Origin of the sequence: Luteibacter jiangsuensis (genome assembly GCF_011742555.1) — a bacterium.
GTDB lineage: Bacteria > Pseudomonadota > Gammaproteobacteria > Xanthomonadales > Rhodanobacteraceae > Luteibacter > Luteibacter jiangsuensis.
The window spans coordinates 482,591-507,058 of sequence record NZ_JAAQQR010000003.1; the positions used below are offsets into that span (position 1 = coordinate 482,591).

20 protein-coding genes are annotated in these 24,468 nt (G+C 66.6%); 8 read left to right on the plus strand and 12 right to left on the minus strand.

Annotation, left to right across the window (positions count from 1 at the left end):
- Window positions 1-114 precede the first annotated feature (114 nt).
- Window positions 115-3,300 carry a bifunctional proline dehydrogenase/L-glutamate gamma-semialdehyde dehydrogenase PutA gene (gene putA / locus HBF26_RS09055; RefSeq protein ID WP_193569828.1) on the minus strand — a complete coding sequence of 1,062 codons (3,186 nt, stop codon included), beginning with the start codon at window positions 3,298-3,300 and terminating at the stop codon, window positions 115-117.
- Window positions 3,301-3,414: 114 nt separating this feature from the next.
- Here putA and HBF26_RS09060 point away from each other — a divergent pair, with 114 nt between their 5' ends.
- The 5 genes from HBF26_RS09060 to HBF26_RS09075 are packed head-to-tail and all read left to right on the plus strand — an operon-like array spanning window position 3,415 to window position 7,520.
- On the plus strand, window positions 3,415-3,897 hold the full coding sequence (locus tag HBF26_RS09060) for a DUF2244 domain-containing protein (RefSeq protein WP_193569829.1): 483 nt from the start codon (window positions 3,415-3,417) through the stop codon (window positions 3,895-3,897).
- Between the two features lie 20 nt (window positions 3,898-3,917).
- Window positions 3,918-4,826 (plus strand): cytochrome c oxidase subunit II, encoded by a 909-nt coding sequence (coxB, locus tag HBF26_RS09065; protein WP_167125194.1) that lies wholly within the window; start codon window positions 3,918-3,920, stop codon window positions 4,824-4,826.
- Window positions 4,827-4,853: 27 nt separating this feature from the next.
- Window positions 4,854-6,467 carry a cytochrome c oxidase subunit I gene (gene ctaD / locus HBF26_RS09070; protein ID WP_167028442.1) on the plus strand — a complete coding sequence of 538 codons (1,614 nt, stop codon included), beginning with the start codon at window positions 4,854-4,856 and terminating at the stop codon, window positions 6,465-6,467.
- 3 nt (window positions 6,468-6,470) lie between these two features.
- Window positions 6,471-6,596 (plus strand): hypothetical protein, encoded by a 126-nt coding sequence (locus tag HBF26_RS19765; protein WP_275690572.1) that lies wholly within the window; start codon window positions 6,471-6,473, stop codon window positions 6,594-6,596.
- A 33-nt stretch (window positions 6,597-6,629) separates the two neighbouring features.
- On the plus strand, window positions 6,630-7,520 hold the full coding sequence (locus HBF26_RS09075; protein ID WP_167125196.1) for a cytochrome c oxidase subunit 3: 891 nt from the start codon (window positions 6,630-6,632) through the stop codon (window positions 7,518-7,520).
- Between the two features lie 1,549 nt (window positions 7,521-9,069).
- Here the strand turns inward: HBF26_RS09075 and polA are convergent.
- On the minus strand, window positions 9,070-11,802 hold the full coding sequence (polA, locus tag HBF26_RS09080; RefSeq protein WP_167125198.1) for a DNA polymerase I: 2,733 nt from the start codon (window positions 11,800-11,802) through the stop codon (window positions 9,070-9,072).
- Window positions 11,803-11,917: 115 nt separating this feature from the next.
- Here polA and HBF26_RS09085 point away from each other — a divergent pair, with 115 nt between their 5' ends.
- A complete protein-coding gene (locus HBF26_RS09085; protein ID WP_167125200.1) occupies window positions 11,918-12,448 on the plus strand; it encodes a DUF2782 domain-containing protein in 531 nt (176 codons plus the stop codon).
- A gap of 112 nt (window positions 12,449-12,560) precedes the next feature.
- On the opposite strand, the gene HBF26_RS09090 is transcribed toward HBF26_RS09085, so the two are convergent.
- The gene (locus HBF26_RS09090; protein ID WP_167125203.1) at window positions 12,561-13,259 is read right to left on the minus strand and encodes a glutathione S-transferase; all 699 of its coding nucleotides are present in this window, start codon (window positions 13,257-13,259) and stop codon (window positions 12,561-12,563) included.
- A 165-nt stretch (window positions 13,260-13,424) separates the two neighbouring features.
- Between HBF26_RS09090 and HBF26_RS09095 the strand changes: the two genes are divergently transcribed.
- On the plus strand, window positions 13,425-14,384 hold the full coding sequence (locus HBF26_RS09095) for a bile acid:sodium symporter family protein (RefSeq protein ID WP_167125205.1): 960 nt from the start codon (window positions 13,425-13,427) through the stop codon (window positions 14,382-14,384).
- Window positions 14,385-14,537: 153 nt separating this feature from the next.
- Here HBF26_RS09095 and purH read toward each other — a convergent pair whose 3' ends face one another.
- From purH to HBF26_RS09110, 3 genes are all read right to left on the minus strand, one after another.
- Window positions 14,538-16,127 (minus strand): bifunctional phosphoribosylaminoimidazolecarboxamide formyltransferase/IMP cyclohydrolase, encoded by a 1,590-nt coding sequence (purH, locus tag HBF26_RS09100; RefSeq protein ID WP_167125207.1) that lies wholly within the window; start codon window positions 16,125-16,127, stop codon window positions 14,538-14,540.
- A gap of 58 nt (window positions 16,128-16,185) precedes the next feature.
- Window positions 16,186-16,419 (minus strand): helix-turn-helix domain-containing protein, encoded by a 234-nt coding sequence (locus HBF26_RS09105; RefSeq protein ID WP_167028415.1) that lies wholly within the window; start codon window positions 16,417-16,419, stop codon window positions 16,186-16,188.
- Window positions 16,420-16,642: 223 nt separating this feature from the next.
- Window positions 16,643-17,458, minus strand: coding sequence for a zinc-ribbon and DUF3426 domain-containing protein (locus tag HBF26_RS09110; protein ID WP_167125209.1), 816 nt, complete (start codon window positions 17,456-17,458; stop codon window positions 16,643-16,645).
- Window positions 17,459-17,531: 73 nt separating this feature from the next.
- Between HBF26_RS09110 and prmA the strand changes: the two genes are divergently transcribed.
- Window positions 17,532-18,434, plus strand: coding sequence for a 50S ribosomal protein L11 methyltransferase (gene prmA, locus HBF26_RS09115; protein ID WP_167125539.1), 903 nt, complete (start codon window positions 17,532-17,534; stop codon window positions 18,432-18,434).
- Window positions 18,435-18,542: 108 nt separating this feature from the next.
- Here the strand turns inward: prmA and accC are convergent, their stop codons facing one another.
- The 6 genes from accC to HBF26_RS09145 form a co-directional block, all read right to left on the minus strand.
- Window positions 18,543-19,907, minus strand: coding sequence for an acetyl-CoA carboxylase biotin carboxylase subunit (gene accC, locus HBF26_RS09120; protein WP_167125211.1), 1,365 nt, complete (start codon window positions 19,905-19,907; stop codon window positions 18,543-18,545).
- 11 nt (window positions 19,908-19,918) lie between these two features.
- Complete coding sequence (gene accB, locus HBF26_RS09125; protein WP_167125213.1) at window positions 19,919-20,380, minus strand: acetyl-CoA carboxylase biotin carboxyl carrier protein; 462 nt, start codon at window positions 20,378-20,380, stop codon at window positions 19,919-19,921.
- 56 nt (window positions 20,381-20,436) lie between these two features.
- Window positions 20,437-20,886 (minus strand): type II 3-dehydroquinate dehydratase, encoded by a 450-nt coding sequence (aroQ, locus tag HBF26_RS09130; RefSeq protein WP_167125215.1) that lies wholly within the window; start codon window positions 20,884-20,886, stop codon window positions 20,437-20,439.
- Window positions 20,887-21,135: 249 nt separating this feature from the next.
- Entirely contained in the window at window positions 21,136-21,702 is a 567-nt protein-coding gene (locus HBF26_RS09135; protein WP_425482977.1) for a DUF1415 domain-containing protein, read from the minus strand.
- Window positions 21,681-22,220, minus strand: coding sequence for a TlpA family protein disulfide reductase (locus HBF26_RS09140; RefSeq protein ID WP_167125217.1), 540 nt, complete (start codon window positions 22,218-22,220; stop codon window positions 21,681-21,683). Before HBF26_RS09140 ends, HBF26_RS09135 begins: the two co-directional genes overlap by 22 nt.
- Entirely contained in the window at window positions 22,217-24,448 is a 2,232-nt protein-coding gene (locus HBF26_RS09145) for a protein-disulfide reductase DsbD family protein (protein ID WP_338039652.1), read from the minus strand. The genes HBF26_RS09140 and HBF26_RS09145 overlap by 4 nt, the downstream gene beginning before the upstream one ends.
- Window positions 24,449-24,468: the final 20 nt, after the last annotated feature.

The window sequence follows — 24,468 nt, forward strand, 5'->3', positions numbered from 1 at the left end:
CCCAGGGCCAACGCGATGGCGTAGCCGAGCCCCCGCAGCGGACCTTTCGCAGAGCGTGAACGAAAAAAGGCCACGCTCTCGCGAGCGTGGCCTTTGCTTTCCAGTGAGCGGGATTTACTCGCCGATCGTCAGCAGCGACGCGTTGCCGCCTGCGGCCGTGGTGTTGACGGTGAGCGTGCGCTCGCCCGCGAAGCGGAGCAGGTAGTGCGGGCCGCCGGCCTTCGGGCCGGTGCCCGAGAGGCCTTCGCCACCGAACGGCTGCACGCCAACCACCGCGCCGATCTGATTGCGGTTGACGTAGCAGTTGCCGACGCGGGCACGGCTCTGGATGAACTCGATGGTGTCGTCGATGCGGCTGTGCACGCCCAGCGTGAGACCGAAGCCCGTGCCGTTGATCTGGTCGACCACCTTCTCGAGCTCGGAACCCTTCCAGCGGATCACGTGCAGGACCGGGCCGAAGATCTCGCGGGTGAGCGTTGCCAGCGAAGGGATCTCGTAGGCGCGCGGTGCGAAGAACGTGCCGTGCGCCGTGCTTTCCGGCAGCGGCACTTCGGCGATCTTCTTCGCCTCGCGCTCCATGCGCTCGACGTGCTCGATGAGGATCTTGCGCGCGTCCTCGTCGATCACGGGGCCGACGTCGGTGGAGAGCAGGCCCGGATCGCCGACCTTCAGTTCCGCCATGGCACCGGCGAGCATGTCGATGACCTTGTCGGCGATGTCTTCCTGCACGAACAGCACGCGCGCGGCGGAGCAGCGCTGGCCGGCCGACTGGAACGCGGAGGCGATCACGTCCTTCACGATCTGCTCGGGCAGGGCGGAGGAGTCGGCGATCATGGCGTTCTGGCCGCCGGTCTCCGCCACCAGGGCGGCGATCGGCGCGTTGCGCGCGGCGAGCGCGCGGTTGATCGCCCAGGCGGTTTCCGTGGAGCCGGTGAAGGCCACGCCGGACACGCGCGGATCTCGGGTCAGCGCCGCACCCACGGTGGCGCCGTCGCCCGGCAGGTATTGCAGCACGTCGGCCGGGACGCCCGCGGCGTGCAGCAGCTTCACCGCCTCGTAGCCGATGAGCGAGGTCTGTTCCGCCGGCTTGGCGATCACCGAATTGCCGGCGGCGAGCGCTGCGGCCACCTGGCCGAGGAAGATGGCCAGTGGGAAGTTCCACGGGCTGATGCACACGAAGACGCCGCGCCCGTTGAGGAACAGCTGGTTGCTTTCGCCGGTGGGACCGGGGAGCTGCTCCGGCTGGCCGAACAGGCGGCGCGCCATGGTGGCGTAATAGCGCAGGAAGTCGGCGGCCTCGCGGATCTCGGCGATGGCGTCGGGCAGGCTCTTGCCCGCCTCGCGCACGCACAGCGCGATGAATTCGGCGCGGTTGTGCTCGAGCTGCTCGGCGGCATGCTCGAGGATCGCCGCGCGGCTCGCCGCCGGAAGGCGGTCCCAGCCCGGCTGCGCCTTCACGGCGGCGGCCAGTGCCTTGTCGACCATGCCCGCGTCGGCGTTCTCCACGGTGCCGACGATGCGGCGGCGATCGGAGGGATCGGTCACCTCGATCCTCGTGCCGGAGCCGGCGCCACCGGCGACCAGCGGCACGGCATTCCAGGGGCCGCTGTGGCGGTTCACGGCATCGGCGAGTTCGTTGAGCTCGTTGTCGTTAGCGAAGTTCATGCCCATGGAGTTCTTCCGAAGTTCACCGTAGAGATTGACCGGCAGGGGGATGCGCGGGTGGGGGATGGACGCGAAGCCGCGGACGATCTCGCACGGGTCGGCCACGAGGTCGCGCACCGGCACGCTCTCGTCCACCACGCGGTTCACGAAGCTGGTGTTCGCGCCGTTTTCGAGCAGGCGGCGCACCAGGTAAGGCAGCAGGTCCTCGTGGCTGCCCACGGGGGCGTAGACGCGGCAGGGGACGTTGAGCTTGTCCTTGCCGATCACTTCCGCGTAGAGGTCGGCGCCCATGCCGTGCAGGCGCTGGTTTTCGTACGGACGGCCCTGGGCGATATGGTGGATCGCCGCGATGGTATGGGCGTTGTGCGTGGCGAACTGCGGATAGACCGCGTCCGTGCCGGCGGCGAACAGGCGGCGCGCGCAGGCGAGGTAGGAGACGTCGGTGTTGGGCTTGCGCGTGTACACCGGGTACCCGGACAGGCCGCCTTCCTGAGCACGCTTGATCTCGGCGTCCCAATAGGCGCCCTTCACCAGGCGCACGAACCAGCGGCGGCCCGTGGCACGGGCCTTTTCGGTCACCCAGTCGATGACGAACGGCGCGCGCTTCTGGTACGCCTGGATCACGATGCCGAGACCGTTCCAGCCTTCGAGCGACGGGTGTTCGAAGACGTCGCCGATGATGTCGAGCGAGAGCTCGAGCCGGTCGGCTTCCTCGGCGTCCACCGAGAGCGCGATGCCGTTCTTGAACGCGAGCTGCGAAAGCTCGAGGAGCTTCGCGCCGAGTTCGGCACGGGCGCGGGCGCGATTGCCCACCTCGTAGCGCGGGTGCAGCGCGGAAAGCTTCACCGAGATCGACGGGGCTTCCAGGTTGTTCGGGAAGGGGCCGCGCGCGCCGAGCGCGTTGATGGCGTCGCGGTAGTCCTGCTGGTAGCGCTCCGCGGTGGCCTGGGTGAGGGCCGACTCGCCGAGCATGTCGTACGAATAACGGTAGACCGCGTGTTCCTTCTCGCTGGAGCGATCCAGTGCTTCCTTGATGGTGCGGCCCATGACGAACTGGTGGCCCATGATCCGCATGGCCTGGCGCACGGCCAGTCGCACCACCGGCTCGCCCGCGCGGCCGACCAGGCGGCGCAGGGCGGACGTGAAGTCGTGACGGGTTTCCTCGGCGAGGTTCACCAGATGGCCGGTGAGCATCAGGCCCCACGTGGAGGCGTTGACGAACAGCGATTCGCTCTGGCCCAGGTGCTTCTTCCAGTCCGCTTCGCCGAGCTTGTCGCGGATGAGCTTGTCGGCCGTGGCCTTGTCGGGAATGCGCAGCAGCGCCTCGGCAACGCACATCAGCAGCACGCCTTCCTCCGAGGAAAGGTCGTACTGGCGCATGAAGGATTCCACCGCGCTCTGGTCCTTGGCCCGCGCGCGAACGCGCGTGACGAGGCCGGCGGCCACGTCGATGACTTTTTCGCGCTCGATCGGCGGTAACGTGGCCTGGGCCAGCAGGTCGTTCACGGCCTCGGTTTCGTCGCGCAGCCAGGCGGCCGTGATGCGCGCGCGTGCCGGCTCTGCGCCGGCCGGAAGTTCGGGACTGAGGATGGTCGGGTTCACGTGGGCGTGTGGGGGGCGAGGAAGACCGCCCATTGTAGGGGAGCAAGCCCCTTCGTGTGTTATTGCGGGGGCTTGCGGATGCGACAACTTGTCCCCGGCATCCCTGGCGCCCTATCATCCCAATGTTCCAGGCACGCTTAGGCTCCCATGATCGTGCTTCGACCGACCGCCGCGGGTCACCCGCGCGTGTTGTGGCTGCGGCCCAACCGTGCGCTGGACAGGCGCGGTCTGCGTCGACTGATCATCGGCCTTGCGGCGATGGCCCTGGCGACGGCGACACTCGGTGCGTGGCAGGGGAACGTGTTCGCCCCCTTCTTCGCCCTGCTGGAGGCCTTCGTCGTGGGTTTCGCGCTTGGCGCGGCCTGGCGGGCCGGCGGCAGGGGTGAACGCATCGCGATCGGTCCGGACACGCTGGAGGTGCGTGCCGTGCCGGGACGTCGGACGGTCCGCTTCCAGACATACTGGGTGCGGGTCGGGCTGAAACCGGGGGACGGACGACAGCGTCTGTTGCTCACGTCGCACGGCAACGAGCTGGAAATCGGGGCCTTCCTTGGGGAAGAGGAAAGGACCGAGGTGTCAAGGAAACTCATGGTGCTGCTGTCCGAAGTCTCTGGCCAGACGCGCAGGTAGGTTCAACAAAGGTGCAAGACATGACATCTGGCGGCATCGGACGATCTGTATCGGCGTGGGCGGCGGGCGCCTTCGCGCTGTTCGGGGGAGCGGCGTGGGCCAATCCCGAACCGAACCAGCTGAACATGACCAAGGGCGTGGCCGAGTGGTCGCCCTATGCCATGCACATGGTGGCCCTGTGGGTCTGCGTCGTGATCGGCATCGTCGTCTTCGGCGCCATGTTCATCGCGATGTTCCGCTTCCGTAAGTCGCGCGGCGCCGTCGCCGAGAAGTGGTCGCACAGCACCAAGCTCGAAGTGGTCTGGACGGTCATCCCCGTCATCATCCTCATCTTCCTGGCCCACCTGGCCACCGGTGGCCTCACCTCGTTCGCCGACACCACGAATTCCGAGATGACCATCAAGGTCACCGGTTACCAGTGGAAGTGGCGCTACGACTACGTGGATTACAAAGGCAAGGGCGTCGACAAGGTCGGCTTCATGTCGAAGCTGGAGGAAACCTCCAACCGCACCCGCCAGCTGAAGTCCAATCTCGACCCGGCGAAGATCCAGGTCGACGGCTATTCCACGTACCTGCTCGACGTGGACAAGCCGCTGGTCGTTCCCACGGATACCAAGATCCGCTTCGTCATCGTCGGCGGCGACGTCATCCACTCCTGGTGGGTGCCGGCGCTGGGCTGGAAGATGGACGCGATCCCGGGCATCGCCAACGCGGCCTGGACGAAGATCAAGGAGCCCGGTGTCTACCGCGGCCAGTGCGCCGAACTCTGCGGCCAGGACCACGGCTTCATGCCCATCGTGGTGAAGGCCGTGCCCAAGGCCGAGTTCGAACAGTGGCTGGCGGCGCAGGAAGACGAGGCCAAGGTGCAGAAGGCCGCGCAGACCGCGCAGACCGTCCAGGCAGCTCCCGCCCCGGCCCCCCAGGGTTAACCCGAACGTTTAGGTAGAGGTAAGGCCATGGCGCACGCAGCCACCCACGACCACCACGATCACCACGGGGCCCCCAAGGGGTTCTTCCAGCGTTGGGTGATGTCCACGAACCACAAGGACATCGGCACGCTGTACCTGATCTTCTCGCTGACGATGTTCTTCATCGGCGGCGCCTTCGCGATGGTTATCCGCGCGGAGTTGTTCAAGCCGGGCATGCAGCTCGTGCAGCCGTATTTCTTCAATGAAATGACGACGATGCACGCGCTGGTGATGATCTTCGGCGCCATCATGCCGTCGTTCGTGGGCCTCGCGAACTGGATGATCCCGCTCATGGTCGGCGCGCCGGACATGGCGCTGCCGCGCATGAACAACCTGTCGTTCTGGATCATGCCGTTCGCGTTCCTGCTCCTGCTGTCCACGCTGTTCATGCCCGGCGGCGGCCCGGCGGGCGGCTGGACGATGTATCCGCCGCTGTCGCTCCAGGGCGAGTCGGTGGCTTATGTGATCTTCGCCGTCCACCTCATGGGCATCAGCTCGATCATGGGCGCGATCAACATCATCGCCACCATCCTCAACATGCGCGCCCCGGGCATGGATCTGCTGAAGATGCCGGTGTTCGTGTGGAGCTGGCTGATCACGGCGTTCCTCCTGATCGCGGTGATGCCGGTGCTCGCGGGCGCCGTCACCATGCTGCTGACGGACAAGTACTTCGGCACCAACTTCTTCAATGCCGCCGGCGGCGGCGACCCGGTGCTGTTCCAGCACATCTTCTGGTTCTTCGGGCATCCCGAGGTCTACATCATGATCCTGCCGGCGTTCGGGATCATCTCGGAGATCATCCCCACCTTCGCCCGCAAGCCGATCTTCGGTTACCGCGCGATGGTGTTCGCCATCGCCTCCATCGCCTTCCTCTCGTTCATCGTCTGGGCGCACCACATGTTCGCCGTGGGCCTGCCGATGGGCGCCGAGATCTTCTTCATGTACGCCACGATGCTGATCGCCGTGCCGACGGGCGTGAAGGTGTTCAACTGGGTGTCCACGATGTGGGGCGGCTCGATGACCTTCGAGACGCCGATGCTGTTCTCGATCGCCTTCGTGATCCTGTTCACCATCGGCGGTTTCTCGGGCCTCATGCTCGCGCTGGCCCCGGCGGACTTCCAGTACCACGACACGTACTTCGTGGTGGCGCACTTCCACTACGTGCTGGTGACCGGCGCCGCGTTCTCGATCATGGCCGCCGCGTATTACTGGCTGCCGAAGTGGTCGGGCAACATGTACAGCGAGACCTGGGGCAAGATCCACTTCTGGTCGAGCGTCATCTCGGTCAACGTGCTGTTCTTCCCGCAGCACTTCCTGGGTCTTGCCGGCATGCCGCGCCGCATTCCGGACTACAACGTGGCCTTCGCCAACTTCAACATGATCAGCTCCATCGGCGGCTTCTGGTTCGGCGCCTCGCAGCTGATCTTCCTGGGCGTGGTCATCCACTGCGTGTTCTTCTCGAAGAAGAAGGCGGCCGACCGCTCCTGGGAGGGCGCGAAGGGCCTGGAATGGACCGTGCCGTCGCCGGCGCCGTTCCATACGTTCGACGTGCCGCCGGTCATCCACGACGACGAACTCGCCCACGGCAACACGGAACACTGACCGATGCAGGGCACGACGGACATCGCCTTCGAGGCGCGCCGCAAGCGCGCCCGCCGTACCGCCCTGATAGCGGGCGGTTTCGCGGTGCTCGTGTTCGTGCTCTCCATCGTGCAGATGCTCAAGGCCTGACCGGCCAAACCAAGATATCCACGGGAAACCACCATGGGTCACCAGCAACAAGACGTCTACTTCGTACCGAGCAAGAGCTACTGGCCCATCGTGGCCGCGGTCTCCATGTTCGTCACCGTGTTCGGTGCCGCGCATTGGCTGAACGCGCAGCCGGGACAAGGCGGTTTCGGCAAGCCGCTCTTCTGGGTCGGCATCGCCATGATCCTGGGCATGTTCTTCGGCTGGTTCCGCTCGGTGATCAACGAATCGATGGCCGGCAACTACAACGGCCAGGTGGACCGCTCGTTCCGCATGGGCATGATGTGGTTCATCTTCTCCGAAGTGATGTTCTTCGGCGCCTTCTTCGGCGCGCTGTTCTACGCCCGCATCTTCTCGGTGCCGTGGCTGGGTGGCGAAGGCCATGGCGTGCTCACCCACCAGTTCATCTGGCAGGGTTATGAAGCCGCATGGGGTGCCAGCGGCGGCGGCGGTCCGGACAAGATCGGCGGTGCGTTCCAGACGATCGGCGCCTGGGGTCTTCCGCTGCTCAACACGCTGATCCTGCTGTCCTCCGGCGTCACCATCACCATCGCGCACCACGCGCTCAAGGCCGGCCACCGCAAGGCGCTGCTGATCGGCCTGGGCGCCACGGTGCTGCTGGGCTGCCTGTTCCTGTGGTTCCAGGCGCACGAGTACGCGGAAGCTTACGAGCACTTCAACCTGACGCTGGGCAGCGGTGTGTACGGCGCCACGTTCTTCATGCTCACGGGCTTCCACGGCATGCACGTGACCCTGGGCACGATCATGCTGGCGATCATCTGGGTCCGCTGCGCGAAGGGCCACTTCACGAAGGACGACCACTTCGGCTTCGAGGCCGTGGCGTGGTACTGGCACTTCGTCGACGTGGTCTGGCTGGCGCTCTTCCTCTTCGTCTACGTGCTCTGATCCGAAGAACCCGCCGCAAGGCGGGTTTTTTTTGGGGGGCGTGCACTTCCGGGGGGACTGCGGCTTCGCTATTTGGCGCTTGCTGCATTCGCTTCGTAGGGTGGGCTCGCCTGTTCGGCCTCGCATCGGCGCCTGTGCCGTGGTCGGGAAGCCGGCAGCCGTCGCCCTCGCCGCGAAGGCTTACGTCGTTCCTTGCGAAGGGAGAGCCGCTACGCGGCTAGTGTCTTATGGCTTCGCCGCGGCGGACCCGGACGTCCGGGCGGGGGTTTCCGACTCGGCTTCCTGCCTCGGCGGAAACGGCGGGCCGTCCAGGCCCGCCCCCTGCGGGCCTTTTCCACCCGGTCGCCCTCGACTCCAGACATCGCGGCGAGGGCGACGGCTGCCAGCATCGGACGGTGCAGCGGGGTGTGGTGTTTGGTGCGTGGCTTGTGTTGTTTTGTCGGTCTGTGGCGACCGTCCGCGCTTGAGTCGCTGGGTGCCTGCTTTCGCAGGCACGACGGTGGGTGGAGTCTCCCGCGCGTGGTGTACGTAGGAGCGCGCCCTGCGCGCGACAGCCTTTCGCACCAGTCCCCACGCTGGCGCGCCAGCTCCCAGGTTCGGCCCCAAAACATGTCGTACTCGACACGAGCATAAACGCGCAGGGCGCGCTCCTGCCATGCTCCCATCCACACGAGAGACGATTCGCGCCGCTCTCTGTGGGAGCCGGCTATGCCGGCGATCCCGCGGCAGCGGGCACTCTCGCGAGCACCCATCGCCGCTGAAGCGGCTCCCACACAAAGCGAAGCGGCTCACACACAAAGCGAAGCGGCTCACACAAAGAGCGCGATGCGACAGTCTCGCAGCGCCCCACCTACCGTCGTGCCTGCGAAAGCAGGCACCCAGCGCCCCGGTCGGCAAGAGACGAAAGCAAACCATCGACTCGCGCTTCGCTCTCCCAACGCGCGCTTCGCTCTCCCAACAGGAACCCGCACCGTCCGTCGCCAGTACCCGTTCCCCTCGCCGCGATGTCTGGAGTCGAAGACCCCCGCACGGACGCTCGGGTCCGCCGCGGCGAAGCCATAAGACACGAGCCGCGAAGCGGCTCTCCTTTCGCAAGGAACGACGTAAGTCTTCGCGGCGAGGGGAACGGGTACTGGCTCCCAGACAACGACACAGGCGCCGCGTGCGAGGCCGAAGGCGAGCCCACCCTACGAAGCGAACCTCACACTGACTCCACGCTGCGCTCAGCCCTGAAATACGGAAGAACAAAAAAAAGCCCCGAGAGCCAGGGGAGCTCTCGGGGCCCGGAGGACGACCGGACCCAGGGGAAGATCGGGCCGTCCGCAGGGTGACTCCAGGGAGGTGGAGTCCACCGATGGGACGCCGTTGCGTGCGTCCGTATGTATTGACGTTTGGGCGGGCCGGAAGTTGCAGCCCTCATTGGAAAAAGTCAGCATCCGTTCAGTAAAGAGTGAACCGTGAACCGTTAGCTGCCGTCGCCGGCTTGGCAGGTATGACCCCCTTAACGTTTACGGTTCACTCTTCACTCTTCACTGTTAACGCTTCACGCTCAATGCGCCTCATCCCAGTTCGCACCCACGCCGATATCGACCTGGAGCGGCACGCTCAGGGTGGCGGCCCCCGACATGCGCTGCTCGATGCCGGCCCGGACTTCGTCGACGGCATCGGCCCGAACCTCGAACACCAGTTCGTCGTGCACCTGCATGAGGAGACGCACGTCGTCGCGCGGCTCGATCCAGGCGGCGACGGCGATCATGGCGCGCTTGATGATGTCGGCCGCGGTGCCCTGCATGGGGGCGTTGATGGCCGCGCGCTCGGCGCCCGCACGGAACGCCTGGTTCCGTGACTTGAGGTTTTCCAGGTACAGGCGCCGCCCGAACAGGGTCTGGACGTAGCCGTCGCGGTGGGCCTGCTCGCGCGTGGCATCCATGAACGCCCGTACGCCCGGATAACGGGAAAAATAGCGGCCCATGTAGTCGGAGGCCTCGCCACGGTCGACACCCAGCTGGCGGGCCAGTCCGAAGGAACTCATGCCGTACATCAGGCCGAAGTTGATGGCCTTCGCCGCGCGGCGCTGGTTCGCGGTGACTTCCGCGGCAGGGACGCCGAATACCTCGGCCGCCGTGGCGCGGTGCACGTCGCCGCCTTCCTGGAAGGCGCGGACGAGGCCCTCGTCCTTGGACAGGTGGGCCATGATGCGTAGTTCGATCTGCGAATAGTCCGCGGCCAGGATGCGCCAGCCCTCGGGTGCGATGAATGCCTGACGGATGCGCCGGCCTTCTTCGGTGCGAACGGGGATGTTCTGCAGGTTCGGGTCCGAGGAACTGATGCGACCCGTGGCCACGGCACCCTGGTGATAGCTGGTGTGCACGCGGCCCGTGCGTGGATTGACGATGCCGGCAAGCTTGTCGGTGTAGGTGGAGCGCAGCTTCGCCAATCCGCGGTATTCGAGGATGAGTCGCGGCAATTCGTGCATGTCGGCGATGGCTTCCAGGGCTTCCTCGTTGGTGGAGGGTTGGCCCTTCGGCGTCTTGATCTTGGCGGCGAGCCCCAGCTCGTCGAACAGCACGGCCTGGAGCTGCTTCGGCGAGTCCATGTTGAAATCATGGCCGGCCGACGCGTACGCCTGCTGCTGCAGCTCCACCATGCGCTTGCCGAGTTGCTGGCTTTGCAGGCGAAGCTCGTTCGCGTCGATGAGCACGCCGGTGCGCTCCATCCTGGCCAGCACCGGCACAAGGGGAATTTCGATGTCGGTGTACACCGAGCGTAACGAAGGCTCGGCTTCCAATTGCGGCCACAATGCGTGGTGCAGTCGCAGGGTGATGTCGGCGTCCTCGGCCGCATAGCGGCACGCGGTGTCGCAATCCACCTGCGAAAACGGTATCTGCTTCGCGCCCTTGCCCGCGACCTCTTCGTATTTGATCGTGGTGTAGCCGAGATAACGCGATGCCAGGGAGTCCATGTCGTGCCGTGTCGCCGTCGCGTTCAGCACATAGGACTCGAGCATGGTGTCGTGCGCCAGGCCGCGCAGGGCAATACCGTAATGCGAGAGGATGTTGATGTCGTACTTGCCGTGCTGGCCGACCTTCGGCCGTGCCGGATCTTCGAAGATGGGTTTCAGTGCGCCGAGCACATGTTCCCGCGAAAGCTGCGTGGGTGCCCCGGGAAAGTCGTGCGCCAACGGCACATAAGCGGCCTTTCCCGGCTCGACCGCGAGCGACAGACCCACGATGTCGGCCTGCATCGCGTCGATGTTCGTGGTTTCCGTATCGAACGCGATCAGCGGCGCGGTCTCGAGCTTCTCGAGCCATGCCGCGAAGCGGCTTTCGGTCAGCACCAGTTCGTATTCGCCTTCCCCGGCGAAACCGGGTGCCACGGCCGAAGCCGCGGGCGCCGGTGCGGGGGCGGTGGAAGCGGGCGCAGCGGCGGTGGCGGTGTCGGCCGTGTCCAGATCCTTCAGCGCGGCCTTGAAGTCGTAGCGTGTATAAAGCTCGCGCAATGCTTCAACGTTGCGCTCGCGCATGTGCAGGTCGGTCGGCCCGTGATCGAGCGGCACGTCGGTGCGGATCGTGACCAGCTCGCGAGACAGCGGAAGGCGGGGAATCGCCGCGCGCAGGTTCTCGCCGATCTTGCCGCCGATCTTGTCGGCGTTGGCGAGCAGCGCATCGAGGGTGCCGTATTCGCCCAGCCACTTGGCGGCCGTCTTGGGCCCGCACTTCTCAACGCCGGGCACATTGTCGATGCTGTCGCCCATGAGGGTGAGGTAGTCGACGATCTGCTCCGGCCGCACGCCGAACTTCTCCACGACGCCGTCGATGTCCATCGTGGTGTTGCTCATGGTGTTGATCAGCACGATGTGCGCGCCGACCATCTGGGCAAAGTCCTTGTCGCCTGTGGAGATGACGGTGTCGATACCCTGTTCCGCGGCCTGGCGGGCCAGGGTGCCGATGACGTCGTCGGCTTCCACGCCCGGCACGCAGAGGATGGGAAAGCCCAGCGCACCCACGATCTTCATCATCGGCTCGATCTGCGCGCGCAGCTCCTCGGGCATCGAGGGGCGGTTGGCCTTGTACTGGGGGTAGAGGTCGTCGCGGAAGGTTCGCCCTGGGGCGTCGCATACGAAGGCCACATAGTCCGACCCGGCCTTCATCGTCGTGCGCAGCATGTTGACGATGCCGAACAGCGCACCCGTGGGCTCGCCGAAGGTGTTGGTCAGGGGAGGCAGCGCGTGGAAGGCGCGATACAGGTACGAGGACCCGTCGATGAGGGTGAGCGTAGGCATCCCCGGATTCTCTCACGGCCGCGCGCGAACCGTCCGTGTGCGGGCCTTGTCCGGCATCAATGTCCGTACATATGGGAATTGTTATCCTCGTCGTCCCGAAAGGAGGACTTCCCCCATGAACCGCTTGCATGCCCTCGCCGCCGCGCTCGCGCTGGTCCTGGCCCTACCCGCCGCCGCGCAGGATGCCTCCTCGTTCAAGCCCGCCCCACCGCCCCCGGGCCTGAACGATCCGGGCGTGAAGGCCGGCGAGCCCGATCGCTCGGGGCAGAAGCCCATCGAGCGCCCCGTGCCCTATGATCAGGCGCAGAACGGGAAGACCACCCCGGCCACGTCGGACGCCAATCGGAGCGCCCAGTCGCCCGTCGCGCTCCCCTCGATGCAGGACGACGGCGGCACCGACGCGCAGGGCAACCCGCCCCCGACGCTGAGCCGGTCATACGACCGCGAAGGGACCCATGTCGACGAGTTCACGATGGGCGGCAAGCCGTACATGGTGGTGGTGACCCCGAAGAACGGCGTGCCGCAGACCTACATGCTCGACCAGTCCGGCAACCCCATCCACGATCCGAAGAACGGCCCGGTCAGCCCGGTGTTCTACAAGGTCTACGAATGGGGCAAGGCACCGAAGCCAGCCGGCTCGAACTGAGACCAGGCTCTGTGTGGGAGCCAAGCAAGCTTTTTGTGGGAGCCGCTTCAGCGGCGATGGGTGCTCGCGACAAGGTGGCCCGCTGCCGCGGCATAGCCGGCTCCCACATGGCTCAGCCGTCCAACTCGGGGTAGTGCCTGAAAATGCCGTTCGTGTTGAACGGCACGCGCCTTTCGGAAGTGAGATACGCGGCGATATTGGGCCGGTCGGCCACGCGCTTCGCCAGGTCGCGCAGCAGCGGCAGCTTTTGTTTCTTCATGGCTTTCGGGAAGGCATATTCCAGTCCCGCCATGATCTGGAACAGCGACAGGTCCACGTAGGAATGGCTGCGTAGCGGGTACCTTCCGCCGCCGCGCTCCACCGCTTTCTCGAAGTAATCGAGGAACTTTGGAATGCGCGACTCGCGGAAGTCCTTTGCACGCTTTTTCGCTTCCTCGCGCTGATCTTCGTAATAGAGCGAGCCCGCCACCGGATGATGCACGTCGTGCGCTTCGGCCACGAGGTCGGTGATGGTCAGTTCCAGCTGGTGCGCGTAAATGCGCGTGGATTCGCTGTCCGGCACCAGGTCATGCCGTGGTGCGAGGTAGTGCAGGATGTTGGCCACCTGCGCGATCACGAGGCGCCCCGACACGAGGAAAGGCGGCGCGAAGGGCAGGGCGCCCGCGTGCTCGCCTTCGAGGAACGGGGTCATGACGTCGTCGCCCTCGATGCGGGCCACGTCGGTGTACGCGGCGCCGGCATCCTCGAGGCACAGGCGGACGAACTCGCCGCGGCCCTGGATGCCCGTCCAGTAATACAGCTGGTAGCTCATCGTGCTCCCTCCTGCCGTAAAGCCTCCGAGCCTGCCACTGCCGGACTGAAGCGGAAGTGAGGGCTTGCGGCAAGCTCCCTTCGCGGACCGGCGCGCTTTCCTCGGCGTTTACTTTGTGGCTCGGAAGGGGTGCAATGTTTCCCTTTTTGCCGACCATTCGACCGCATGCGCCGCTTCCTTCCCGACGGCTTCACTCTTTCCCTCGTCCTGACGGTGCTGCTGGCGAGTCTGCTGCCCTGCCGCGGTGCGGTGGCCAACGTCTTCGAGATCGCAACCGACCTTGCCATCGCGCTGCTGTTCTTCCTGCATGGCGCCAAGCTGCCTCGCGAAGCCGTGCTGGCGGGCATGAAGAACTGGCGCCTTCATGCGACGGTGCTTGCCAGCACCTTCGTCCTTTTCCCCGTACTGGGGCTCGTGCTGCGACCGGTGCTCGCGCCCCTGGTCACGCCGGACCTCTACCTCGGCATCCTGTTCCTGTGCACGCTGCCGTCCACGGTGCAGTCGTCCATCGCCTTCACATCGATCGCCCGCGGCAACGTACCCGCGGCGGTGGTGGCGGCGTCAGCGTCGAGCCTGCTCGGCATCTTCATCTCGCCCCTGTTGGTCGGCTTGTTGATCGCCGGCACCGGGCATGGCGGCATGTCGTGGCATTCGGTGGGCGCGATCGTGGTGCAGCTCTTCATTCCGTTCGCCGCAGGACAGATCGCGCAGCACTGGATCGGCGGCTGGGTGCGCGCGCATGCCAGGTTGCTGAGCTTCGTCGACCGGGGGTCGATTCTGTTGGTGGTCTATACGGCCTTCAGCGCAGCGGTGCTGCAGGGACTATGGCACCGCTTGCCGCCGCCGGTGCTGGGTGGCCTCGTCGTCGCCAATGTCGTGTTGCTTGCCCTTGCGTTGCTGGCGACGCGCTATGGCTCGCGTGCGTTGGGCTTCTCCCGCGAAGACGAAATCACCATCGTCTTCTGCGGTTCGAAGAAAAGCCTGGCCGCCGGCGTGCCGATCGCCAAGGTGCTGTTCGCGGGACATCCGCTGGGCATGATCGTGCTGCCGATCATGCTGTTCCACCAGATCCAGCTGATGGTTTGTGCGGTGCTGGCGCGCCGCTACGCGTCGCGCACATCGTAGGAGCGCGCCCTGCGCGCGACATGTTTTGAGGCCATGCCTTGGAGCTGGCGCGCCAGCTTGAAGACAGGTGCAAAAACATGTCGTACCCGACGCGGGCATAAACGCGCAGGGCGCGCTCCTACAGTTCAATGGCTGAATTGGCGCAATCCTGGCTCAATGCCGGAAGTGGCGCACTCCGGTGAACACCATGGCCATGTCGTGTTCGTCGGCGGCGGCGATCACTTCGTTGTCGCGCATCGAACCGCCGGGCTGGATCACCGCACGGATGCCTGCGGCGGCCGCGGCATCGATGCCGTCGCGGAACGGGAAGAAGGCGTCGGAGGCCATGGCGCTGCCGGGCACGACGAGGCCGGCTTCCTCGGCCTTCAGGCCGGCGATCTTCGCGCTGACCACGCGGCTCATCTGTCCGGCGCCGATGCCGATCGTGCGGTGGTCTTTCGCGTAGACGATCGCGTTGGACTTCACCATTTTCGCGACACGCCAGGCGAACAGCATGTCGTCGAGTTCGGCCGGCGTGGGCTGCCGCTTGCTAACCACCTTGAGTTCGTCGCGGCCCACCTGGCGGTGATCGGCGGTCTGCACGAGCAGGCCCGAGCCCACGCGCTTCACGTCGTGCGTGTTGCGCCCCTCGCCCAGGGGGATTTCCAGCACGCGCACGTTGGCCTTCTTCGCGGCTTCGGCCACCGCGTCCTCGGATACCTGCGGTGCGATCAGCACTTCGACGAACTGCCGCTTCAGGATCGTTCTGGCCGTTTCCGCGTCGAGCGGACGGTTGAAGGCGATGATGCCGCCAAAGGCGGAGGTGGGGTCGGTGGCATAAGCCAGTTCATAGGCCGCCAGGGGATCGGCGGCCACGGCCACACCGCACGGGTTGGCGTGCTTCACGATCACGCAGGCCGGCGCGTCGAACTGGCGCACGCATTCCCAGGCGGCATCGGCGTCGGCGATGTTGTTGAAGGAGAGTTCCTTGCCCTGGAGCTGGCGGAAGGTGGCCAGCGTGCCCGGCGCCGGATAGAGGTCGCGGTAGAACGCGCCCGCCTGGTGCGGGTTTTCGCCGTAGCGCAGGTCCATGACCTTCACGAAGCGGCCGTTCGACTGGGCCGGGAATTCGGCGCGGCCGGCAATGGCCGTGTGCGCCTCGTCGAGGCTGAGGCCGGAGAGGTAGTCGCTGATGGCGCCGTCGTAATCCGACACCCGGTTGAACGCGGCAACGGCGAGGCGGAAGCGCGTGGCGCGCGAGAGGCCGCCCCTGGTTTCGATTTCCGCCAGTGCGTCGTCGTACTGCGCGGGATCGGTGAGCACGCCCACGTCGTTCCAGTTCTTCGCCGCCGCGCGAAGCATCGCGGGGCCGCCGATGTCGATGTTCTCGATGGCATCTTCCAGCGTGCAGGCCGGATCAGCCACGGTGCGCTCGAAGGGGTAGAGGTTGAGCACGAGGAGATCGATCGGAACGATGCCGTGCTCGGCCATGACCGCGTCGTCGGTGCCGCGGCGGCCGAGCAGGCCGCCATGCACGCGCGGATGCAGCGTCTTCACGCGGCCAGCCATGATCTCGGGGAAGCCGGTGAGGTCGCCCACGTCGCGGACGGGAATGCCGGCCTCGCGCAGCGCCTTGGCGGAGCCGCCCGTGGAGAGGATTTCGATGTTCGCGGCGGCGAGGCGCCGGGCGAGTTCGGTCAGGCCCTGCTTGTCGGAAACGCTGACGAGCGCGCGGCGGACGGGAACGAGATCGGGCGTGGGCATGGGCAATCCGGGGGAGGAAAGCGCGCCATTATAGCCGTCCGGGCGGACGGCGGCCGGATCAGGAGATGCCGTGGGCGGCCAGCTTCTTGCGCAGGGTGGCGCGATTGATGCCGAGCGCCGCGGCGGCGCGGCTCTGGTTGCCGTCGTGGAAGGAGAGCACTTCGCGCAGGAGAGGGCCTTCGACCTCACGGATGACGAGGGCATGCAGCCCTTCGCCGCACTCCGTGTCGCCGATGTCGGCCAGGTAACGACGTACCGTGCGGCTGACGCATTCGCTGAGGGCGCTCTGCATGGAGGTTTCGTTCGCAGCCTCGGCAGCAGTCAGTCTCACAGCGTTCAAGGCATTCCCCTCTCGCAGGCCGGGGCGAGTGCTCCGGTCGGTTCTTGTTGTATGGTCGCTTGGGTGGCGGCCCGGACACACCTCGTCGGGGTGGTCGGACGTCGCGAAGGGGACCGAGTGTACTCGCCCCGGACGACGAAGTGCAGGCTTGCAAAAAGAAATTTTTTCGAACGGCTCAGTCGAAGGTGAAGGCGAAAGCGACGGCCTTCTGGCCCGGGTCTTGCACTTCGAACACCATCGCCGTGGTTGCGCCGGCAGCCAGCCCGCGGGCCCGCGCGCTCGCGTCACCCACGTAGTCTTCGGGCTGGAAGCGGCGCATCGCGAGATGCTTTCCGTCGGCGTCCGAAAGCACGATGGTCACTACCGGATACGGCTGCGCGAATGCGGCATCGTTTCGCACGCTTGCGGTGATGAGCAGGCCGTCGTTCACGGAGGGATGCTTCTCCACGTCGCGAGCGAGAAGGCGCAGGCGTTCGGGCGCGGACACCAGCGGCAGGCGGCAGCCAAGGAACGCGCAGCCGGTCTCGATCATCGGGCCCACCGTGGGATCGGCGATGAGCGCATCGCGCTTCGCCCATGCCAGCTGCATGCCGAGGCCAACGACGAGCACCATGCACACGGCGACCCACGCCGCGGTACGCCAGGAGCGTCGCCGCGGCTTCGCGAAACGTGGCGTGAAGGTCAGCCGCGAGAAGTCTTCGCCGGCGTCTTCCGCCACGGCGGGCTCCGATGTCGTCTCGAGTGGCTCCTCGACGGGCTCGGGTGTTGCCCGGCGCGGACGGAACACCGCCACGTCGGCCAGCGGTGGGGCCTGGTCCAGCGCGTGCTCGGCCAGCCGGGTGAACGGTTCCGGCGGGAGGTGCGCCGAAAGCGTGCCCAGCGCGTTGAAGACGGTGTCGCAGTGGCCGCAGCGCAGGCACCCGCAAGCGGGAACCAGCTGTTCCGCTTCCAGCTTGTAGACCGTGAGGCATTCCGGGCACTGCGTATACATCCGTGAAGTCTAACGCGCGGTGCCCATGCGTGCCGGTAGAATCGAGGGCCCGTTCCCCCGCACTGGCCCCACGATGCCCTGGCTCGAACTTTCCCTGACGATCCGTGCCGCCGAGCAGCCGCGCGTCGAAGCCGCGCTGGAAGATCTCGGCGCCCTGTCCATCACCTTGCAGGACGCCGATGCCGAGACGCCCGACGAGGAGGCCATCTTCGAACCGGGCGTGGGAGAGATCCCGCTGTGGAACCAGATCGTCCTGAATGCCCTCTTCGACGCCGACGCCGACAAGCGCGGCCTTACCGCGGCCATCGCCGACGACCTGCCCTTCATCGAGCCCGCGCAGATCGGCTGGCGCATGGTGGACGACCAGGACTGGGAGCGCGCGTGGATGGACCAGTTCAAGCCGATGCCGTTCGGGCGCCGGCTGTGGGTGTACCCCTGGAACATCGAGCCGCCCGAGGATGGCAGCATCGTGGTCGTGCGTCTCGACCCCGGCCTTGCCTTCGGCACGGGCACGCATCCCACCACCGCGATGTGCCTGGAATGGCTCGACGGCCAGCAGCTGGCGGGCAAGCACGTGCTCGATTACGGCTGCGGTTCCGGCATCCTCGCCATCGCGGCGTTGAAGCTGGGTGCCGCGCACGCCATCGGCATCGACAACGATCCGCAGGCGCTGCTGGCCTCGCGTGACAACGCCGAGCGCAACGGCGTGCACGGCGATCTGGACGTCTATTTGCCCGGGGAAGCGCCGGAGGCACTGGCCGACCTGCTGGTGGCGAACATCCTCGCCGGCCCGCTCGGCGAACTCGCGCCCACCTTCGCCGCCGCGGTGAAGCCCGGTGCGCCGTTCGCGCTGTCGGGCATCCTGCACGGCCAGCACGAGGAACTGCTGGCGCGCTACGCCGAGTGGTTCGAGGGACTTGAGGTGCGCACGCTGGAGGATTGGGTGCGCATCAGCGGCTATCGCAAATCCGGTTGAGCGGCCGGTGACTTCTGTGGGAGCCGCTTCAGCGGCGATCCCGCGGCAGCGGGCAAGCTGGCCGCGAGCACCCATCGCCGCTGAAGCGGCTCCCACATCCCACGACTCTCACACCGGCGGCGGCGTTTCCTTCTGCTCGGCCATGCGCTTTTCCAGGTAGTGGATGTTCTGTCCACCCTGCTGGAAGCCGACGTCGGCCATGATGCGCTGCTGCAGCGGGATATTGCACTTCACGCCTTCGATCACCGTTTCCGCCAGGGCCATGCGCATGCGCGCGATGGCGGTGGCGCGGTCCGGGCCGTGCACGATGATCTTGCCGATCATCGAGTCGTAGTTGGGCGGAATGCGATAGCCGTCGTAGAGATGCGTGTCCACACGCACGCCGGGGCCGCCCGGCGCCTCGAAACGCTTCACCGTGCCGGGGCTCGGCATGAAGGTGTCCGGGTCTTCGGCATTCACGCGGCACTCGATGGCATGGCCGGTGAGCACGACGTCTTCCTGGCGAATGGACAGCTTGTGGCCGCTGGCGATCATCAGCTGCTCGCGCACGAGGTCGATGCCGGTCACCAGCTCCGTCACCGGATGTTCCACCTGGATGCGGGTGTTCATCTCGATGAAGTAGAAGCGGCCGTTCTCGAACAGGAACTCGAACGTACCCGCGCCGCGATAGCCGATGCGGATGCAGGCGTCGACGCACACCTTGCCGATCTGCTCGCGCAGTTCCGGCGTGATGCCCGGTGCCGGCGCTTCCTCCACCACCTTCTGGTGGCGGCGCTGCATGGAGCAGTCGCGTTCGCCGAGATGGATGGCGTTGCCCTGGCCGTCGGCGAGCACCTGGATTTCCACGTGCCGCGGATTTTCCAGGAACTTCTCCATATAGACCTGATCGTTGCTGAAAGCCGCCTTGGCTTCCTGCTTCGTCATCACGATGGAGTTGGCGAGGTGGGCCTCGGTGCGCACCACGCGCATGCCGCGACCGCCGCCGCCGCCCGCAGCCTTGATGATCACGGGGTAGCCGATTTCGCGGGCGATGCGGATGTTCTCGTCCACGTCGTCGCCGAGCGGGCCGCCGGAACCGGGCACGCACGGCACGCCCGCGGCCTTCATGGCGCGGATGGCTTCCACCTTGTCGCCCATCAGGCGGATCACGTCGGCCGTGGGGCCGATGAAGACAAAGCCCGACTTCTCCACCTGTTCGGCGAAGTTGGCGTTTTCCGACAGGAAGCCGTACCCCGGATGGATTGCTCCGGCGTCGGTGATTTCCGCCGCGGCGATGATCGCCGGAATGTTGAGGTAGCTCTCGGCCGAGGGGCCCGGGCCGATACATACCGATTCGTCGGCCAGGCCGACGTGCTTGAGGTTGCGATCGACGGTGGAATGCACCGCGACCGTCTTGATGCCGAGCGCGTTGCACGCGCGCAGCACCCGCAGCGCGATTTCGCCGCGGTTGGCAATGACGACCTTCTCGAGCATGCGTCGTGGCCTCAGGCGATGACGAACATCGGTTCGTCGAATTCCACCGGCTGGCCGTTCTCGACCAGGATGGCGACGACGGTACCGGCAACGTCGGCCTCGATCTGGTTGAACATCTTCATGGCTTCGATGATGCCCAGCGTCTCGCCGGCCTTCACCTGCTGGCCCACGCTGGCGAACGCCGGAGCGCCCGGCGTCGAGGCGGCATAGAAGGTGCCCACCATGGGGGCCTTCACCACATGGCCCGGCGGCAGGCCGGGTTCGGCGGCGGGGGCGGCCGGCGCGGCGGCCGGTGCGGCCGCGGCGGGTGCCGGCGCCACGGGCGCGGCGATCATCTGCGGTGCGGCCACGGCGACGCCGCCCTTGGGCACGCGCGAGAGACGGACCACTTCCTCGCCTTCCTTGATTTCCAGCTCGGCGAGGTTGGATTCCTCGAGCAGGTCGATGAGTTTCTTGATCTTGCGCAGGTCCATGGGACAAACCTTCTGGTGGTGGGGCGGGCGCGCCGGGCGCGCCACGAAAGGATTTTTCAGGCCGCCGGGACGGCGAGTCGGAGCAGGACGGCTTCCAGTGCCAGACGGTAGCTGTCGCCCCCGAAACCGCAGATCGTGCCGGCTGCGATGTCCGACACATAGGAGTGGTGCCGGAACGGCTCGCGGGCGTGCGGGTTCGACAGGTGGATTTCGATGAACGGAATGGCCACCCCGGCCAGCGCGTCGCGCAGGGCGATCGAGGTGTGAGTGAAGGCCGCCGGATTCAGCAGGATCCAGGCCGTGCCTTCGTCGCGCGCCTGGTGGATGCGGCCTACCAGTTCGTGCTCCGCGTTCGACTGGAACCAGCCCAGGTCGTGACCGGCTGCCTGGGCGCGGGTCTGGAGCGACGTATTGATGTCGGCCAGGGTCTCGCGGCCATACACCGAAGGTTCGCGCACTCCGAGCAGATTGAGGTTGGGTCCGTGCAGGACGAGGATCCTGGCCACTGTTCACCTTTTAGCGGGTCCGGCTCCCCCGGTTCGCGGCGCAGTGTGCGCCTGTCGCCGCAGGTTGTCCAGTTCGATGGAGTTCGGCGCAGTTCGCTGGAGATCGAGACTTTCCACACGCAGCCGTATGGTTTGGCTTGCCTTGGAACCCTCAACACTGTGGGAGCCGGCTTCGCCGGCGATCCCGCGGCAGCGGGCCGGCTTGTGGCAAGCACCCATCGCCGCTGAAGCGGCTCCCAAGCAAGACGATCAGGAAAACAGCTCCCGCCACCCCTCGTGCCCCAGCTTCTCCAGCGTTTCCATGTTCGTCTCGAAGATCGCGGCGGCGTCGGGGAACGCGGCTACCGCGCGGTCGATGCTGGCTTCGCGCAACAGGTGCAGGGTGGGGAAAGGCGAACGGTTCGTGTAGTTGGTGATGTCGTCGGCCGCCGTGCCCTCGAACTGGAAATCCGGGTGGAAGCTGGCCACCTGGATATCCCCTTCCAACTGCAGGTCGGCCACCGCGGCATCCGCGACTTCCAGGAATTCGTTGAAATCCATGAAGTCGGCGAGCACGAAGGGGTGGATCAGGAGCGTGGTGTCCACCGCCTCGGGATCGGTGTCGCGCAGCAGTTCGAGCTCGCGCACCAGATCGGCGTGCAGTTGCAGCGGTTGCTGCGCGTCGCTTACGACATACCTCACCTGGCCCTTCCGCTGCACCGCCTTGGCGAACGGACAGAGATTGAGGCCGATGACGGCGTGTTCCAGCCAGAGGCGCGTGGCCTCGATGGCTTCGTCGTGCGAGGGCGGGGCGTTCATGGTGGTGTGGCTAGCCATTCGTCGAGTTCTTTCTGGCTGAAGGTGCCCAGCTTGCGCCGCACGATACGCCCGTCGGTACCGATGAGAACGCTATAAGGCAACACGCGGCGCATGTTGCCGAATGAAAGCGAGCCGCCAGGCGCGTCCGTATCGGCAAGCAGCACGGGGTACGCCACCGGACGCGAGGCGAGAAAACCGCGCACGGCCCCGGCGGTGTCTTCGGCGACACCGACGACGGCCACGTTCCGGTCTCTGTAGCGCACGGCGTTCTCGCTCAGCAAGGGCATCTCGCGCCGGCAGGGTGCGCACCAGGTGGCCCAGAAGTTCACCAGCACGCGCTTGCCGCGCCAGTCCGAGAGCTGGCGTGGCTTGCCGTCGACCGTGAGGAAGGTGGCGTCGGGCGGAAAGTCGCCCACGTCGGCCACCGTGATGCCCTGCGGCGGCGGTGGATGGAGGCGCCGGTGTTCGAGATAGAGGCCTGTCGCTGCCGCGGCGACGGCCAGGGCGACGATCAAGAACGTCGGGCTACGGATCATGGCCGGGCGGCTGCCTCGAGCGCCTTCTCCACGGTGTCGTAGGTAAGCACGGTGGACAGCTTCGTGCCTTCGCCGCCGCCCTTCGGGTACACCACATAGAGCGGCACGCCCACGGAGTGGTACTGCTCGAGGAAGGCGGCGATGGTGGCGTTCACGTCGGTCCAGTCGCCCTTCATGTAGACGGTGCCGGTACGTTTCAGGAGAGCGCGGAAGGCGTCCGTGTCCAGCACCGCATGCTCGTTCGCCTTGCAGGTGATGCACCAGTCGGCGGTCATGTCGACCAGCACCGGTGTGCCGGCGGCGCGCAATTCGGCGAGTTTCGCGGGCGAGTAGGGCACCGAGCCGTCCGCCGCCGTGGTGACCGTCTGCGGTGCGGGGAGCCCGTGCACCGTCCAGAGGGCGGCGGCGGCGCCCAAGGCGAGCACGCCGGTGAACACCCAGGACAGCGCCCGGCCGCCGCGGCTGCGGCCGTACCACCACAGCGCCATGGCCAGCAGCACGCCACCAGCCAGCACGAGCGCGGCGGCATCCGCGCCGCGCTGCTTCGTCAGCACCCACAGCAGCCACACCGCAGTGAGGTACATCGGGAAGGCCAGCGCCTGCTTCAGCGTTTCCATCCAGCGCCCCGGTCGCGGCAGCAGCCGCGCGACCGCGGGCACGAAGCCGATCACGAGGAAGGGCAGCGCAAGGCCCAGGCCCAATGCGAGGAAGATCAGGAAGGCCACGGTCAACGGCGCCGCGAAGGCGAAGGCGATGGCCGAACCCATGAACGGTGCCGTGCACGGGCTGGCGACCACCACGGCGAGCACGCCGGTGAAGAAGTCGCCCGAACGGCCCGAGCGTGCGGCCAGCCCGCTACCCACGCCGCCGAGCGAACCGCCGATCTCGAACACGCCGGACATCGACAAGCCCACGGCGAGCATCACGTAGACGAGCACCCCGATGGCCAGCGGCTGCTGGAACTGCGCGCCCCACTGGATGCCGTGGCCCGCGGCGCGGATGCCGACGATGATCAGGCCGAGCACGGCGAAGGCCACGAGCACGCCGGCCGTGTACCAGAGCGCGTGGCGGCGTGCGGCCGCGTGACTCTCGCCGCTTTCCAGCACGGTGACTGCCTTCAGCGAAAGGACCGGCAGCACGCAGGGCATGAGGTTCAACACCAGGCCGCCGAGGAGTGCGAGACCGATGGCGGCGATGAATCCGACCGGCGCATCGCCGCCCGGCGCCATGCCCGGCGGGGGCGGCGTCGGGGCCACCTCGGCGGGAGCGGCGGCGGGCTGTGGCGTCTCGGTGGCGCTGCCGACCGAGGCCGTTCCGGCCGCGAGGTCCACGTTCACGCGGCGCTTCATCACCGGATAGCAGATGCCGTTTTCCAGGCAGCCCTGGTAGGACACGTCCACGGCCAGGGAGGTGGCCTTCGCGGCGCCTTCCAGGGGGACGGGCAGTTCCACCTGGTCGAAGTAGACGATGGTGTCGCCGAAGTGCTCGTCGTGGTGCGCGGTGCCGCTGGGCCAGTCCGGTTCGCCGGCGCTCACGCCGGCAGGGGAGACCACGGCGATCTGCGTCTTGTCGCGGTACAGGTAGTAATCCTTTGGCATCGTCCAGCGCAGCAGGAGGCTGCCGTGGTCCTTTACCAACGCCTCGAAGCGGAAGGCCTGCTCGGCGGGCAGGGGCTGTGCTTCGCTACCCTGCGTGACCGCCACGGGGGCGCCGAGCAGCGCCGCGGCATTGGCGGGCGGCGTGGCGGCTGCCGCCGTGGGGATGGTGGAAGGCCCCCCGATCGTCAGCGTCAGATGCTCGGTGTTCGGCGGGTAGCAGATCTTCGGCTCGACCTCGTGGCAGCCCTGGTACTGGACGTTGAGCGCAATCGTCTTTGCACCTGCGTCGGCCAGGGTGTAGGGCACCGTGGCCTCGATGTCGCCGTGGTAGATCTCGACGTCGCCCAGGTACTCGTCGTGCTCCTTCAGGCCGTTGGGAAGGCTCGGTTCGCCGAGCTTCACCGCCGCCGGGTCCGCCGCGGCGATCTTGATTCGCCCGCGATAGAGGTAATAGTCCGGCGCGATGCGCCAATGGAGCTTCACCGTGCCCGGCTGGCTGGCGTCCGTCGTGAGATGGAAGGCCTGGGTGACGGGCAGGAGATCCTGCTCATCCTGGGCAAGGGCCGGAAGGGCGGCGAACAGACCGAGGCCGGCGGCGAGGAGCAGCGCGCGGCGGACAACAGACATCATGTCGACTCCATGGATCGATA